Origin of the sequence: Pseudomonas brassicacearum, from assembly GCF_918698105.1 — a bacterium.
GTDB classification, from domain to species: domain Bacteria; phylum Pseudomonadota; class Gammaproteobacteria; order Pseudomonadales; family Pseudomonadaceae; genus Aquipseudomonas; species Aquipseudomonas brassicacearum_F.
Window position 1 is genome coordinate 1 of the sequence record NZ_CAKKMI010000114.1, and the last position, 15,652, is coordinate 15,652.

General features: G+C 56.1%; 5 protein-coding genes. All 5 read left to right on the plus strand.

Annotated features, from left to right (window positions below):
* On the plus strand, positions 1–12,397 hold a 12,397-nt coding region (locus LQ215_RS27690), incomplete at its 5' end, for a hemagglutinin repeat-containing protein (protein ID WP_436839600.1).
* On the plus strand, positions 12,397–12,735 hold the full coding sequence (imm45, locus tag LQ215_RS27695) for an Imm45 family immunity protein (protein WP_230153467.1): 339 nt from the start codon (positions 12,397–12,399) through the stop codon (positions 12,733–12,735). The genes LQ215_RS27690 and imm45, both read left to right, overlap by 1 nt.
* A 379-nt stretch (positions 12,736–13,114) precedes the next feature.
* Positions 13,115–13,816, plus strand: a complete 702-nt coding sequence (locus LQ215_RS27700) for a transposase (RefSeq protein ID WP_230153468.1) — start codon at positions 13,115–13,117, stop codon at positions 13,814–13,816.
* A 126-nt stretch (positions 13,817–13,942) separates the two neighbouring features.
* Positions 13,943–14,389: a hypothetical protein gene (locus LQ215_RS27705; protein WP_230153469.1), complete on the plus strand. Its 447-nt coding sequence runs from the start codon at positions 13,943–13,945 to the stop codon at positions 14,387–14,389.
* A 159-nt stretch (positions 14,390–14,548) separates the two neighbouring features.
* Positions 14,549–15,250: a transposase gene (locus tag LQ215_RS27710; protein ID WP_230153470.1), complete on the plus strand. Its 702-nt coding sequence runs from the start codon at positions 14,549–14,551 to the stop codon at positions 15,248–15,250.
* Positions 15,251–15,652 lie beyond the last annotated feature (402 nt).

The following is a 15,652-nucleotide window of genomic DNA, read 5'->3' on the forward strand; positions in this document are numbered from 1 at the left end:
CAACCTGACGGCCAATGTCGGGCAGTTGAACAATAGCAGCGGTGAACTCAACAGCTTGAGCAACGTCACGTTGCGGGTCGCCTCGCTGGATAACGTGGCAGGTCTGGTGGTGGCGGGGCAGATGCTCAACATCAACGCCAGCGGTCAGGTGAACAACCGGGGTGGGCGTCTCTCCGCCAGCAAAAGTGTTCAGTTGACCGCCACGTCGCTGGACAATGCGGCAGGCCGATTGCTCAGCGACGGCACGCTCACCGCCAGCATCTCGGCGCAGTTGCTTAATCAGGCCGGATTGTTGTCATCGGCGGGCCTGTTGACCCTTAACGCGGCGAGTCTGGATAACCGCGGCGGTTCGATCGTCAGTCAACAGCGTCTCGATCTGGTCATTGCCCAGGCGTTGAATAACGCAAAAGGCCTGATCGCAGCCAACGGCCTTGAGGTTCGCGCTGCCAGCCTGGACAACAGCGGCGGCAACCTGGGCAGCGATGCGGACCTGACCATCAACGTCGACGGCACGCTGACCAACCTCGATGGCGAAATCTCCAGCGCGGGCCTGACCCGGCTCAACGCGATGGCCCTGAATAACAGCAACGGCCAGGTACTGGGCGACAGCGCCTTGAGCATTGAGCTTGGCGGCGCGCTGGACAACCGCAATGGTGTGCTCGGCTCGGGCAAGGTCGTGGATATCAAGGCGGCCAGCCTGAACAACAGCAACGGCGGCCAATTGATCAGCGACGGCACCCTGAGCGCGCGCATCAGCGGTTTGCTGGACAATCAGAACCAAGGCCAAGTGCTTGCCAAAGGCGCGCTTGACCTGCAAACCGGCCATATTGATAACCGCGGTGGCCGCTTGGCCGGCAATGACCTGCTGACCTTGCGCAGCGATTCGCTCGATAACCGTGGCGGGAACCTGCGCGCCGACAAGGCGCTGCAATTGACGGTCGATCAACTGGATAACCGTGATAACGGCATCATCACGGGCAAAAGCAGCGTCACCTTCGAAGGCTCGCGCCTGGACAACAGCGCGGGTCTGCTGGCCAGCGTCGGCCCGCTGACGTTGAAAGCCGCTGAAGTGCAGAACGGCCTCGGTCGTATCTCCAGCCAAACCGACCTCACCGCTGTGATCGAGACCCTGCAACAACAGGGCGGCGCATTGGTGGCCCAAGGCAATTTGAGCCTGACCGGCAACACATTGGATAACCGTAACGGTGGTTTGGTCGGCACCACAAAAGCGCTGGATCTGCAGGTCGGGCAGATCGACAACCGCGCGGGCGAACTGTCCGCAGGTCTTGGCCTTAAGGTGGGCGGCCAGCGACTGGACAACAGCAATGGCGGCAAACTCATCGCTGGCACTGACCTGGAAGTGAAAGTCGCTGAACTGATCAACCAGAGCAAAGGCCTGCTCCACGCCCAAGGCCACATGACCCTGAGCGGCACCACGCTGGACAACAGCGAAGGCGTGCTCAACAGCCTCAACGGCCTGGTGATCACCCTCGATCACGCGCTGTTGAACCGCAAAGGTTTGATCAGCAGCGAAGGCGAGTTGAGTGTTGACGCAGGCAGCCTCGATAACACCGCGGGCAGCCTGAGCAGCGCCGCCCTGTTGTCGATCATCAGTGCTGGCGCGTTGATCAACCAGGGCGGTTCCATCAGCACCGACGCCGCGTTGACCCTCGCCAGCGCCAGTCTGGATAACAGCCAAAAAGGCCTTATCTCGGGCAAGGCCGCGACCCAAGTCACCACCGGCGCCCTCAACAACAGCCAGGGCGGGCGCCTGACCTCGGGCACTACGCTCACGCTCAACGCCACGCAGGTGAACAACGCCGCAGGCCGTATTGCCAGCAGCCAAGCCCTGACCGCATCGGTCACCGGGCTGGATCAACAGCAAGGTGAACTGTTCAGCAACACCCGCCTGAGCCTGGACCTGAACCACGGTCAGTTGAACAACCAGGGCGGCCTGATTAACGCCACGGGTGCATTGCTGCTGAGCAACCTCAAGGACGTCAACAACCAGGGCGGGGAAATCTCCAGCCAGCAAGCCTTCACACTGACCACGCAAAACCTCGATAACAGCGGCGGTAAATTGCTGAGCAGCCAAGGCCTGATGCTGAGAACCGCCCAGGTGCTCAACAACGCCCGCGGCGTCATCTCGGCAGCGTCTCTGGACAGTCGCAGCGACAGCCTGGACAACAGCGATGGCGTGATCAGCAGTCGAGACCGACTCGATCTGAATGTCGACGCCCTGCTCGACAACCAGCGCGGCTCGTTGATTGCCGACGGTGCGCTGCTGCTGGTCGCTGATCGCCTGGACAACCGTGCCGGGAATATCGCCGGCAAGGCCGGGCTCGATGCCACCCTCGACAGCTTCGACAACCGCCAGGGCACGCTGATCAGCACCGACGCCGTGACGCTGAAGGCAGCCAGCCTCGACAACCGTCAGGCCGGCTTGATCGGCGCGACAAAAGCGCTGGACCTCGACGTTGACGATCTCGACAACCGTGGCGGTGAGCTGTCCGGCAACGCCAATGTCACGCTGGTCAGCCAAAAACTAGACAACAGCGATGGCGGCCAGGTGTTCGCCGGGCAAGCGCTGAAACTGACCGTGGATAAATTGCTCAACCGCACCAAGGGCCTGCTCAGTGCCAAGACCGGGCTGGACCTGGAGGGCGGCGCGCTGGACAACAGCGGCGGTTACCTGATCAGCCAACAGAACCAGCGCATCAATTTGAGCCGTGATCTGCTCAACACCCAAGGCCAGCTCAGCAGTGAAGGCGCGCTGAATGTCAGCGCCGCCAACCTGACCAACACCGGCGGCAGCCTGTCCAGCGCGGCGGACCTGACCCTGCACAGCCTGGGGCGTCTGGACAACCAGGGCGGCGAACTGGTCACCGACGGCGCGTTGCTGCTCACCAGCGCGGCACTGGACAATCGTCAGCAGGGCAACATCAGCGCTAAAGGCGCGGTAAACGTCACCACCGGTGCGTTCGATAACAGCCAGAAAGGACGGCTCAACAGTGGCAGCACACTGAACCTCACCGCCGCCCAGGTCACCAACCAAGAGGGCGGTCGCATCGGCAGCCAAGGCGCGTTGACCGCCTCGGTTTCCGGCCTGGATCAACAGGGCGGTCAGCTGTTCAGCAACACCTCGCTGAGCCTGGACATGAACAACGGCCAGCTCAACAACCAGAGCGGCTTGATCAACGCCCCCGGCACGTTGCTGCTGAAAAACCTCAACGGCGTGAACAACCAGGGCGGTGAAATCTCCAGCGCCCAAGCCCTCACCCTGACGGCTAAAGACCTCAACAACGATGGTGGCCGGCTGCTCAGCAACCAGGGCCTGACCCTGCGCATCGCCCTGGCGCTGAACAACGTCAAAGGCATGATCGGCGCAGCCAGCGTCGATACCCACGCCCAAAGCCTGAACAACAACGGCGGCACGCTCACCAGCCGTGGCAACCTCGTCCTGACGATCGATCAGCAACTGGATAACCAAGCCCAAGGTCTCATCAGCGCCGCGCAGTTGCTCACGCTCAACAGCGGCGACCTGAACAACCAGGGCGGCAGCGTGCTGGCGGGCGGAACCTTGCTTCTCAATGCCATGGCGCTTAGCAACGGCGCCAACGGCCTGATCAATGCCCAGGGTGACCTTACGCTCACTGCCAATGCGCTGGACTCCAGCGACGGCGGCGAAGTGTCGGCCAAGGGCGATATGAACCTGACCCTCGCCGCGCTGACCCAAAACGGCGGGCGCCTGCTGGGCGATCAAGCCGTCACGCTGAACCTGGACAACCATGACCTGAACAATCGCAATGGCTTGATCACCGCTAAAGGTCCGTTGACCATCAACGGCCTGCGCGACCTGAATAATCAGGGCGGTGAAGTTTCCAGCAGCCAGAGCTTCACCCTGGCAGGACGCATCCTCGATAACACGGGCGGCAAGCTGATCAGCAGCGACCTGCTTACCCTCAACGCCACCAGCCTGATCAATCAGAACGGCCTGATCTCTGGTTGGCAAGGGCTGCAGGTCACCGGTTCCAGTCTTGATAACCGCAACAACGGCACACTCTCCAGCCGCAATGGAGACGTCGGCGTCACCCTCAGCGGGGCACTGCTCAACAACGCTGGCGGTGCGCTGGTCGGCCAGAAAAACCTCACCGTCAGCGCCGCCAGCCTGGATAACCGTGGCGGGATTCTGTCCAGCGGCAGCGACCAGACCCTGACCGTCACCGGCGGTTTGCTGAACAACGCCCAAGGCGGCCTGATCGACAGCGGCGCCCTCTTGATCATGAACGCCATGACCTTGGGCAACGCCGGCGGCACCGTCAACGCGCAAAAGGCCTTGAGCTTCACTGGCACCACACTGGACAACAGCGGCGGCAAGCTGATCGGCAACGCTGCCGTGACCCTGGACTTGCTCGGCGCCCTGACCAATACCAATGGCAAAGTCGCCAGTGTCGGCCCATTGCGGGTCGAACGCGCCACGCAAATCAATAACCAGGGTGGCCAGATCGCCAGCCAGGGCTTGTTGACCTTGCTCACCGATGGCCTGGACAACAGCAATACCGGTACCGTCGCCGCGAAAAATGCGCTGGTGATCACTGCCTCCGGAGCCGTGGAGAACCATAGCAACGGCCTGATCTACAGCCAGACGGCCGACGTTGCACTCAACGCCGCGAGCCTTGCCAACGGCCAGGGCGAGATGCAAGGCCAGACCGGCTTGAGTCTTGAACTGCGCGCAGGCCTGGACAACCAGGGCGGCAAACTCATCGCCCAAACCGGCGATGTCAACGTGACCGCAGCCAACATCGACAACCGTGGCGGCACCCTCGCCAGCCTCAAGGGCGCCCTTGAGGCGAGCACCGTGGGTGTGCTGCGCAACGGCTTCAATGTGAACAACCAGGGCGGCGTGATCCAAGGCCAACGCCTGGACCTGCGCGCCTTGGCCGGGCTGAACAACAACGGTGGTCGAATCGCCGCGCAGGCCGGCAATATCGTCATCGACACCGCCAGCCTGAACAACCGCAGTGGTGGTCTCTACGCCTCTGGGCTGATCAAGGTCGCCGGCACCGGTGCCAGCCTGGACAACACCGCTGGCCAACTCGCCGGCAGCGCCATCCATTTGGATCTGGACGGCGCGCTGACCAACCGTGGCGGCATTCTGGAAAGCGACAGCACCTTAGTGGTTAGCGCTGCAAGCCTCGATAACCAGACCGGTCAACTGCGAGCGCTTGGGGGAGCAGGCAAAACCGATTTCCAGATCGGTAGCCTCTTCGACAACCGCAACGGCAAGCTGGAAAGCGCCAACACTCACCTCACTCTGGCTGCCAACAGCTTCCTCAACAGCGGCGGCCAATTGCTGCATCTGGGCGACGGCGCGTTCGACATCTCCCTGGCCAACGTCACCGGCGCCGGTGGCGACATCGTCACCCGTGGCGGCCTGACTCTCAAAGCCGACACCTGGACCAACACCAGCGCCATCCAGGCCGGACGGCTGACGGTCGACGTCAACAACTTCACCCAGACCGAGACTGGACAACTGCTGGCTTCGACGCAACTGGAAGGTAAGGGCGGGAACTGGATTAACAACGGGTTGATCGCCAGTGATGGTGGCCTGAAATTGCAGTTGACCGGGCGGTATAGCGGCAATGGTCGAGTCTCCAGCCTGGGCGATATGGCGGTAGACGCCGCTGCGATCGACTTGAGCAACGTAGCAAGTATTACCGGCGGCGGGACCACGACGATCGGTGGGCGCGGCGGCCTGGGCAGCCTGAACAACTACGGGCGGTTGACGTCGGCGGGTGCGCTGAATATCACTGCGGGCACCATTAATAACTATGGGACAGTTGCCGGTGCGGATGGATTGAAGCTGACGGCTTCGACCTTGCTGAATGACCAAGGTGGGTTTTTGTTCAGCGGTGGGGACATGAAGTTGCGGGTGGGGAGTTTTACCAACCGTAAGTCGGATGTTTATGCGTTGGGGAATATTGATATAGCCCGCAATGACCTGGGGGGACGGTCGGCGTTGCTGGAGAATGATTCGGGCACCATGGAGAGTGGGCTGGATTTTTCTATTAATGCGGATTCGATTATTAATAAGCGGGGGGATTTTAAGACTGAGGTGGAGTTGTATTCGTCGGCGTTGGGGGTTCGCTGCTATAGCTGTGATTCGGTTCCAAGTAGTTGGAGAGATCGGCAGCCTTCATTGTATTTGGTTTATCTACAGCAATATCGAGTCAAGATTTCTGGAGATGCGACGGCTAAACCTGCTTCGTTGAGTGCAGGAAAAAATTTGACCGTTAAGGGTTCCTCTTTTTTGAATTCAAATTCACTTGTTAGTGTTGGAGGTGATATTGATGTTGCAGTAAGCGAGTTTGAGAACTCAGGTACGGCTCTGGGTGACTACACGAGCTACCAATATTTTGACGATAATCTTTCTTTGGCGGAGATGAGGGAGGTTGTAAATTACAATATACGTAACGACGCGGGCTACAAGGAGGATCTGCGTTTCTGGAACGCGGCGGGTACTGAATCCCCAGTTTATTCTAATGTTCTGCGTACGGGCTCCAAGAATCCGGATAAAGAGACTTATCAAGTTATCGGTCCGGTGGTATTTCTGCTCGCGTCGGCTTGGAATACATCATCGGCAATTATATTCGGACAGTCTGAGTTTGCCGCGGGCAATCGTGCAGAGCTACCTGACTTTATAAAAAACCTCAATCCATTCAAACAGGAGGTTTTTACTTCCACTGCATCCGACAATTTTGCCCCGGCCATCATCCAAGCCGGCGGCAACGTCTCCATTACCGCAACAAACAAAATCACCAACGGCGTGGAGCGCCCATTTTCCACTGGCATAACCACTTCGTCTCGCAACACCACAACCGCCGCCTCAGGCTCAGGCAAAACCACGGTCGTGACCCTGAACAGCCAACTCCCACCGGACTTGGCCCAACAACAAATAAACCCCCTGACACTCCCCGGTTTCAGCCTCCCCACCGGGCAAAACGGCCTGTTCCGGCTGAGCGGGCAGGGCGCCAGCGACGCGTCAGCCTCTCAGACGCCGGCCGTGTCGCAGAACTGGACAATTGGCGGCGCCAGCGTGAGCGCATCGAATCGATCTACCGCCGCCCCGACCGCCAATGTGCGCGACATCCAGATCGCCGATATCACCCAGGTTTCCGCCGCCGAACGACAGGTGCAGTTGTTGAATCGTGAGAGCGGTGGCGTCACCGCTGGCGCGTCCGCCATTCAGGTCACCGCCCCATCGGACTCATCCACGGGCACGCCGCAACTGCCAGGGCATTCCCTTGGCGGCACCATCACCCATGGTGCCGACACTGCATTGGGCACTTCGGGCACGCCGCCGATCAGTGTAAGTCGCCCCGTGCCAGTGCCTGTCACCGGCCAAACGGTGGCGCGGGTCACGGGGCTACCCAGCGCAACCGTCGCTTCCAAACCGCAAAAATACCTGATCGAGACCAATCCGGTTCTCACCGACCTCAAGCCATTCATGAGCTCGGATTACTTGCTGCGGAACCTCGGCTACGACCCCGACATCAGCGCCAAGCGGTTGGGTGACGGCCTGTTCGAACAACGTCTGATCCAACAGGCCGTCGTCGCCCGCACCGGCCAACGCTTCATCGACGGCCAGACCTCCGACGAGGCGATGTTCAAGTACCTGATGAACAACGCCATCGCCAGCAAGGACGCCCTCAACCTGTCGGTAGGCGTCACCCTCACCGCCCAACAAGTCGCCGCCCTGACCCACGACATCGTCTGGCTCGAAGAGCACGAAGTGAACGGCGAAAAGGTGCTGGTGCCGGTTCTGTATATGGCCCAGGCCAATAATCGTCTGGCACCTAATGGTGCGTTGATTCAAGGCGGTGATGTCTCTCTGATCGCTGGGCAAGGGCTTGCTAACGCAGGCACGTTACGCGCCACGAACAATCTTTCCGCTAAAGCGGGCAGTGATCTCACCAACTCTGGGCTGATCGAAGCGGGTGGTCGCCTTGAACTTCTGGCTGGTAACGACCTCGTCAACAATTCGGGCGGCATCATTTCTGGTCGTGATGTGAGCCTGACGACAACCAATGGGGATGTGATCAATCAGCGTGATGTGACGGGTATCGGTACCCGGTTTGGCTATAACTCGACTCATCGCGATTATCTCGATAATGCCTCCAGAATCGAGGCAGCAAATGACCTGCAAATCGAGGCCGGTCGAGACATCAACAACATTGGCGGTGTTATTCAAAGCGGACGTGATATGGCGCTCACTGCCGAGCGTGACGTGAACATCACATCCATTCAGGACCGCAGTTCGGTTTCGCGAGGCAACAACTTCCTCAACCAGACCGTCAAGCAGTATGGCGCGGAAGTGACATCTGGACGGGATCTCTCGATTAGCGCCGAGCGTGATGTGACAGCCATTGCCAGTCGGCTGGATGCCAAGCGCGATATTGAGATGAGTGCGGGCACCGATCTCCTGATCACGTCGGCCGCCGATACGAGCGATTTTGTCTCGCGCAGCAAGAGGCGGGCAGAGGAAAAACACATCGTCACACAGCAAGCTTCCTCACTCAATGCAGGCCGCGATATTGCACTCTATGCGGGCAATGATCTAGGCGTTATCGCCAGCCGAATCAAGGCCGAGGAAGACATCAGCCTGGACGCTGATCAAGACGTCATCATTGCCTCAGCGCAAGACGAAAGTTCTTCTTACTACTACAAGAAGAAAAAAGGTTCGTTCGGTCGGAGCAAGACGACGGAGAGACAAAGTTACAGCAGTACCAATGTCGCCTCGGTCATCGAGGCGGGACGGGATCTGACCGTTAACACATCCGTCGACGGAGATGGCAATGTCAGTCTGAATGGCGGGCGAAATGTCACGGTTATCGGTAGCGCGCTGAAGGCCGGCAATGATCTGGTCGTTGGCGCCACCGAAGACGTGGCGGTAGTTTCCGGTACTGAAGAAAGCGGGGCCTACAGCAAAAAGACTAAAACCGGTTTGTTCGGCCTGTCCAAAAGCGGCAAAAGTCAGTTGCAGACTCATGTGACTCAAGTGGGTAGCGAATTGAGCGCTGATAACGATGTGGTGGTCATTGCCGGCCATGACATTGGCATGCAAGCGAGTGAAATCACAGCGAAAAACAATGCAGAGCTGCACGCGGGCTTGGTCGATAAGACTGGCGACATCAGTCTCACCGCTGCGGATGATCTAGCTTACAGCCGGGTCGAGGAATACAAGAAAAAGGTGGGCCTGTCTTTCAAGGACACGGTCGGCCTATTTGCTGGCACGCCTGGGGCAGGGGCCGACATTACCCTGAGTGCATCCCATAAAAAAGGCCGCGAAGTGGTCAGCAACACCAGCGTCGGCAGTCAGATCACGGCGGGGAACGATGCCATACTGGACGCTGCCCGGGATATCAACATCGTCGGCAGTGGCGTCAGCGCTGATCGGAATGCGACGCTTGATGCCGGCCGTGACGTGAACATACTCGCCGGCACCAATCAACACAGGAGCAATAGCTGGAAAACCGATAAAAGCTACGGCATCAAGCAGGATGTCGATAGCAACGGCTTCACCACGTTCGTGGGCAATGAAACGATCAAGAAAGGGCGTGATGCCAACGGCAATACGGCGGCAGGTAGCCTTGTCGAAGCAGGGCATGATGTACGGATTGATGCCGGACACAACATCAATCAGTTGGGGTCTGACCTACAGGCCGATAACGACATCAGATTGAAAGCGGCTCATGACATCAACATCCTTGCCGTCAACGAGCGTAATCAAGTCACCACCACCGAAAGTGTAAAGCGTAACGGCACCACGACCACCGTTGCTTACAACTTCGGCAAGACCATGGATACGTTGGGCGATTCGGGTAAGGGTGAAGACGGTGTCAGCAAAACGTCGAGCCTGTTGAAAACTGTCGATGCGCTGGATCAGTTCTTTAGCGGACCCAAATTTGACGGGCACATTGGCGGTTCAAGTACGAGCGAGAGTCAGACCCTAACATCACTGACTAATCGCCCTTCAAGTCTTTCGGCCGGTAACGATATCAGCCTTGAGGCCGGTAACGACGTGAATGTAGCTGGCAGTCGGGTCGACGCCGGACATGACATCAACGTCAGTGGACGCAACATCACGCTCGATGTGGCTCACGGAGCTGAAAGCTCGGATAGCCGTCAAACCCAAAGCAAAGGCGGTGTGAAGGGCGGGACCACTGGCGGTTTCAAACTGGGTGTCGGGGTAAGCAACGCCGGCGGCAAAGACGAGTCGACACAGGGCACTTCAACGGCGACACAGCTCAACGCCGGTAATGACATCAACCTGAACGCCAAAAATGACCTGACCTTGATTGGTACCGAGGCGACCGCCGAGCGGGATATCAAGCTCAAGGCAGGCAACGACCTGAAAATTTTGTCTGCACAGAATGCCTCTAGCAGTGATAGCAATCGACGCAGCTGGGGGGCCGAAGGCGGCCTCATCCTCGGGCAAGACGGTATCGGTGTTTATGGCAGCGCCAACATCGGCCTGGGTAACCTTGAGCGCGAAGGAGTCCAGCAACAGGAGGCGTACCTCTACGCCGGTAACCAACTGAACTTCGAAAGTGCTCGCGACACCACCGTCGCCGGTGCCACCCTGCGTGGAGATGCAGTCATCGGCGATGTCGGTCGCAACCTCACCGTAACTTCCGTACCGAATACGGGCAAAGCCGAGGGTAAAGAGTTCGACGCCAGCCTCACGGTGGCGGTGAGTTATGGCGTCACCGTCAGCGGCTCGGTGGGCTACGGCCAGACCAACGGCAAAACCAATTGGGTCGAGAACCAGACCGTCATCAGCGGCGCGAACAAAGTCGATATTCGCACAGAGAACCATACCCAACTGGACGGGGCGGTATTGGCGGCGGACAACGGCAATCTGAAACTCGATACCGGTACCCTGGGCTCTCGCGATATTACCGGTAAAGACAATGAGCATGGCTATTACCTTAATGTCGGCGGTAGCTACAACATGGGCAGCGGCTCGCAAGCCGATAAGCCCAACAAAGGTATGGAGGGTAAGGAAAAGAACAGCTGGTCGGTGGAGGGTTACAACTACAACAAGGACCGTGAACAGATTCTTCGAGCCACGGTGGGAGAAGGCGAAATTGTGGTGCGTGACGACAAGGTCACGGGTGCCAACTCCACAGCGGGGCTCAATCGAGATGTGAGCAAGGCGTACGAGGTGACTCGGGATGAGGAACATCGGACGGAGTTGTATGTAACCAATACTTCTATTGAGGCTGTGGTTAGCCCTCGGAAAACCCTCGATAGATGGCAGAAGAGCGTTGAAAACTATGGTGAGAATAGCCTTGAGACATTGAATGTTTTAACCGACTTCCTGTTTGGATCTGCGGCAGCTGTTAAGTGGCAGGACTTTCAGGTTGCAGATGGGATAATGTTGCGCCGTGCTTTCCAAAGGCAGCTTGGAAGTCAGGACGCCGAACGTAGGATGACTGCTGTCGATAACGCGCTGAAAAAAATTACCGATGGTGCTAGCTCCCCCGAAATCACAGCTTTGGTCCTGAGAATTACAGACATAGCAGGCGATGATCCTGATCAGGCTTTAAGGTTATTAGATTTACTCCAAGATTCACAAAAACGTCATTTAGGGAGTGATAGTTTTTTACCAGCGCTTGCGGCTGGTGGGGCGATTGGTGCATTAGGGGCTATGCTGTTAACTACAGCAAGCTCGCCGCAGAATCAAGAAAACATGCAGGACGCGGCAAACGCGGTGGTACAGTCTTTTGGGGACGCGGGCTACACTGGGCAACAACAGTTGAGTTTGTCGGCAGAATTGTGGCTGTTCATTTTTAAAACTACCTTTCCGGTCCATTTGCTTGATCCTAAATACGGGATACTAGACTACCTGGCAGAAGATACCGACGTGCTTCATCCTGTAAGCATCGGGGATGGAGTTGATCTACCTTCTTTGCCAGGCAGTACCGATGGTAGTCCGATTGTTGAGGGGGGAGGCACCAGTTATACCAATCCTTCTGTTGACAATCCTTCGCCGGGTATTCTTTACAGTTTGCCTTGGGGGCAGTCCGCGGACGATTTTGAGAAGAGCCTAGTTGGGCTTCCCTCCGATGAACGGGTCGCTGTTGTAAAAGGCAGGGCCAGAGAGCTGGCTAAGGCATTAGGTTGGAAGAAAGATAATCGCCTAACAAGAATAAACGATCGAGACGTGTACACGATGGGGGACGGATTCCTTTATGCTTTGGACACTCAGCATGGTAGGCTTGAGCAAGTGAACGGTAAGACAGGAAAGCACATTAGCGAGTTTTATTTTAATTTGGTTGCTGTCCCTGATTCAAGGGACAAGTCTGGTGGGCATGATTTGAGGGTTAAGTAATGAAAGGCATTAAATTAGTCGATAGTTTGGCTCCAGCGATAACCCGAGGGCAGATATTCCGGCTCCCTGCCCGTTGGCCGTATGAAGAAATTGTAGACTTCATGGTTGTTGATATTCCTGATAAGCAATATGGGCATTCTATTGCCGTTGCGTCAGGTAATAAGTCGGGGCTTTTAGTGGTGCGCCTGCCTGTTGAAAGTCGTTTTTCAGGAACTCGAGAGATTTCAAGAGAGTGGATAGTCGAGAACTGGGCTAAATGGATATATCCCGACTGCCCTGTTGAGAAGGTTTATCTGTTTAAGCAAACAGAGGTTCCATCTGGTTTGACAGATCGTTAATTGGTTTTGATTGATATTATGGCGTTTGTTATTCATCGATTTTCTAATGGGTATTGTTTGATGCGGTATTTAAAAACCTTGCCTCTCGTGACTGTCACGGCGCTACTGTCAGCCTGAGCGGAGAAAATCGGGGGCAGACCCTGGAGAAAAAGGGGGCACCCATTAGCCGGTCTCAAGTCAAGGCTAAAAGCCAACTCGCCCTGCAGCTTTTAACTGTAGGGTTCCCTTTTATCTCAACCTGCCTGGTTGAACCTGTCGTACCCGTTTCCTCATCAATGGCTACGACCGAGTCGTGCCAGACACCCATTTGGAAAAAGGGGACAGATTTATTTTTTGATTCTTTGCTACGCTGAAAGCTTCCATGGAGGAGGAATCAAGTATGCCCAGGATGGGACGTATTGTTATACCGAATTACCCACACCATATCGTACAACGCGGTCATAACCGTCAGGTGGTGTTTGCCGTCGCCGAGGATTATCAACGCTACCTCACGGACCTGCGTGAGCTTAAGGATGCATTTGGCGTAAAGGTCTACGCCTATTGCCTGATGACCAATCATGTTCATCTGTTGTTGGCTCCGGGGGAATCGGTCGCTGGATTGGGGCAGTTGATGAAGGCTCTGGCGGCGCGTGCGACGCGCTACCGCAATCGACTGGAGGGGCGTTCAGGTACTTTATGGGAAAGCCGTTACAAATCCAGTGTGGTGCAGTCGGATTCTTACTTGCTTGCCTGTTGCCGTTACATCGAATTGAATCCAGTGCGAGCTCGTATGGTGGCTGATGCTGCGGATTACCCATGGTCGAGCTATCGAGCCCGGGTAGGTGATGTGCCAGACGGCCATTGGCTAGACGCTGATCCATGCTTTGTTGCTCTGGGTAATACAACTGAGGAGCGTTGTCGTCAGTATGAGACGTTCGTACGCCAAGCCGTTCCAGCGGATGAGATCAAATTGATTCGAGATGCTTTGCAGCGAGGTCAGTTGACGGGGACGAGCCGTTTTGTGGACGAGGTAGAGCGGATTGTTGGTGTACGAATAGAACAGCGAGGGCAGGGCCGGCCAAGGATTGATTTGGAAAAATAAATCTGTCCCCTTTTTTGATGATCCTCGCTTGTCCTCTACTCCAGTTCCTAAGGGCGACTGGGAAAAACATATTAAGGGGATGAACCCTGATGGGGTCACCATTTCTAATAAACTAAAGGGGCTAAAATGACTGTGCATAAGATCACGGCACCTGAGGGAGACTTATTAAATGTACTTCATGAAGTCAGTCCGCTTGAGTGGCGGAAATATCAACAGCGGTATCCAGAGATTTGGGTCGCAAATTGTTTTAAGAAAGTAGACCGCAGTGGATATCCACCTTACCTTTCATTTAGATTTGTAGTTGAGGGTGACTTGGTTATAGAGAAGCTGAGGTTGGCAGTGGAGAGCTATCTCGGGAAAGTTTCTTGGAGTTTGAATGAACATAAGCGAGATGGGTTATCAGGAAGGAACTGGACAATAAAACCACGCAGAGTCAGGGAGGTTGGCGAGGAAGCTTTAAAGCTGGGGCTAGCCCCAGATGAGTATCTTGCCAAATATGAACCGGAGTTTGGGGCAATCGCTTACGATGACTTGGTAGGCCTAACAGAGCATGTTCGACAAGTTTTGACCTGAAAGCAGAACCGGGGACAGACCACGTTATCTGTGCGTTTCTCAGATAGAAAACGTGGTCTGTCCCTGAGGGGTCCACTTTGAATTATTCTAAAAAAAGGGGACAGATTTATTTATTGATTCTTTGCTACGATGAAAGCTTCCACGGAGGAGGAATCACATATGCCCAGGATGGGACGTATTGTTTTACCGAATTACCCACACCATATCATACAACGCGGTCATAACCGTCAGGTGGTGTTTGCCGTTGCCGAGGATTATCAGCGCTACCTCACGGACCTGCGTGAACTTAAGGATGCATTTGGCGTGAAGGTCTACGCCTATTGCCTGATGATCAATCATGTTCATCTGTTGCTGGCCCCGGGGGAGTCGGTCGCTGGATTGGGGCAGTTGATGAAGGCTCTGGCGGCGCGTGCGACGCGCTACCGCAATCGGCTGGAGGGGCGTTCTGGCACTTTATGGGAAAGCCGTTACAAATCCAGTGTGGTGCAGTCGGATTCTTACTTGCTTGCCTGTTGCCGTTACATCGAATTGAATCCTGTGCGAGCCCGTATGGTACCTGATGCTACGGATTATCCATGGTCGAGCTATCGAATTCGGGTAGGTGATATGCCAGACAACCATTGGCTGGATGCTGATCCATGCTTTGTTGCTCTGGGTAATACAAGTGCGGAGCGTTGTCGTCGGTATGAAGAGTTCGTACGCCAAGCCGTTCCAGCGGATGAGATCAGATTGATTCGCGATGCTCTGCAGCGAGGTCAGTTGACGGGGACGAGCCGTTTTGTGGACGAGGTGGAGCGGATTGTTGGTGTACGAATAGAGCAACGAGGGCAGGGCCGGCCAAGGATTGATTTGGAAAAATAAATCTGTCCCCTTTTTTGCTCAGGGTGGAAAGTTCATTAGCGGGCCTGTGGTCTGCCAATCCCCCCGACCCTCTAATTTCAGATGAATGGTTCCCGCAAGAGCCTTAAAGCCCAATCCATTTAGTTGACGTCAAAATGATGGCTCATTAATATCGCGCCACTATTTTGATGTCACTTTCCGCTCGGGGATCGGTCCCGGGCCGCGTACAGTCTCGCATAAACATTGCAAATGGCCGTACTGAAACGACACCTCTTCGGGATAGTGGTCAGCCCGTGTCTGCGGGCTTCGAACACGTTTTAGAGGGGCATTTTAATAGAGAAATATCTAACTCGCGTTCTGTATTTACTATTGCTCCTGAGGAGCTAAAAGGGATTTTGCAAAGTACACCTGTGGTGAAGTCCC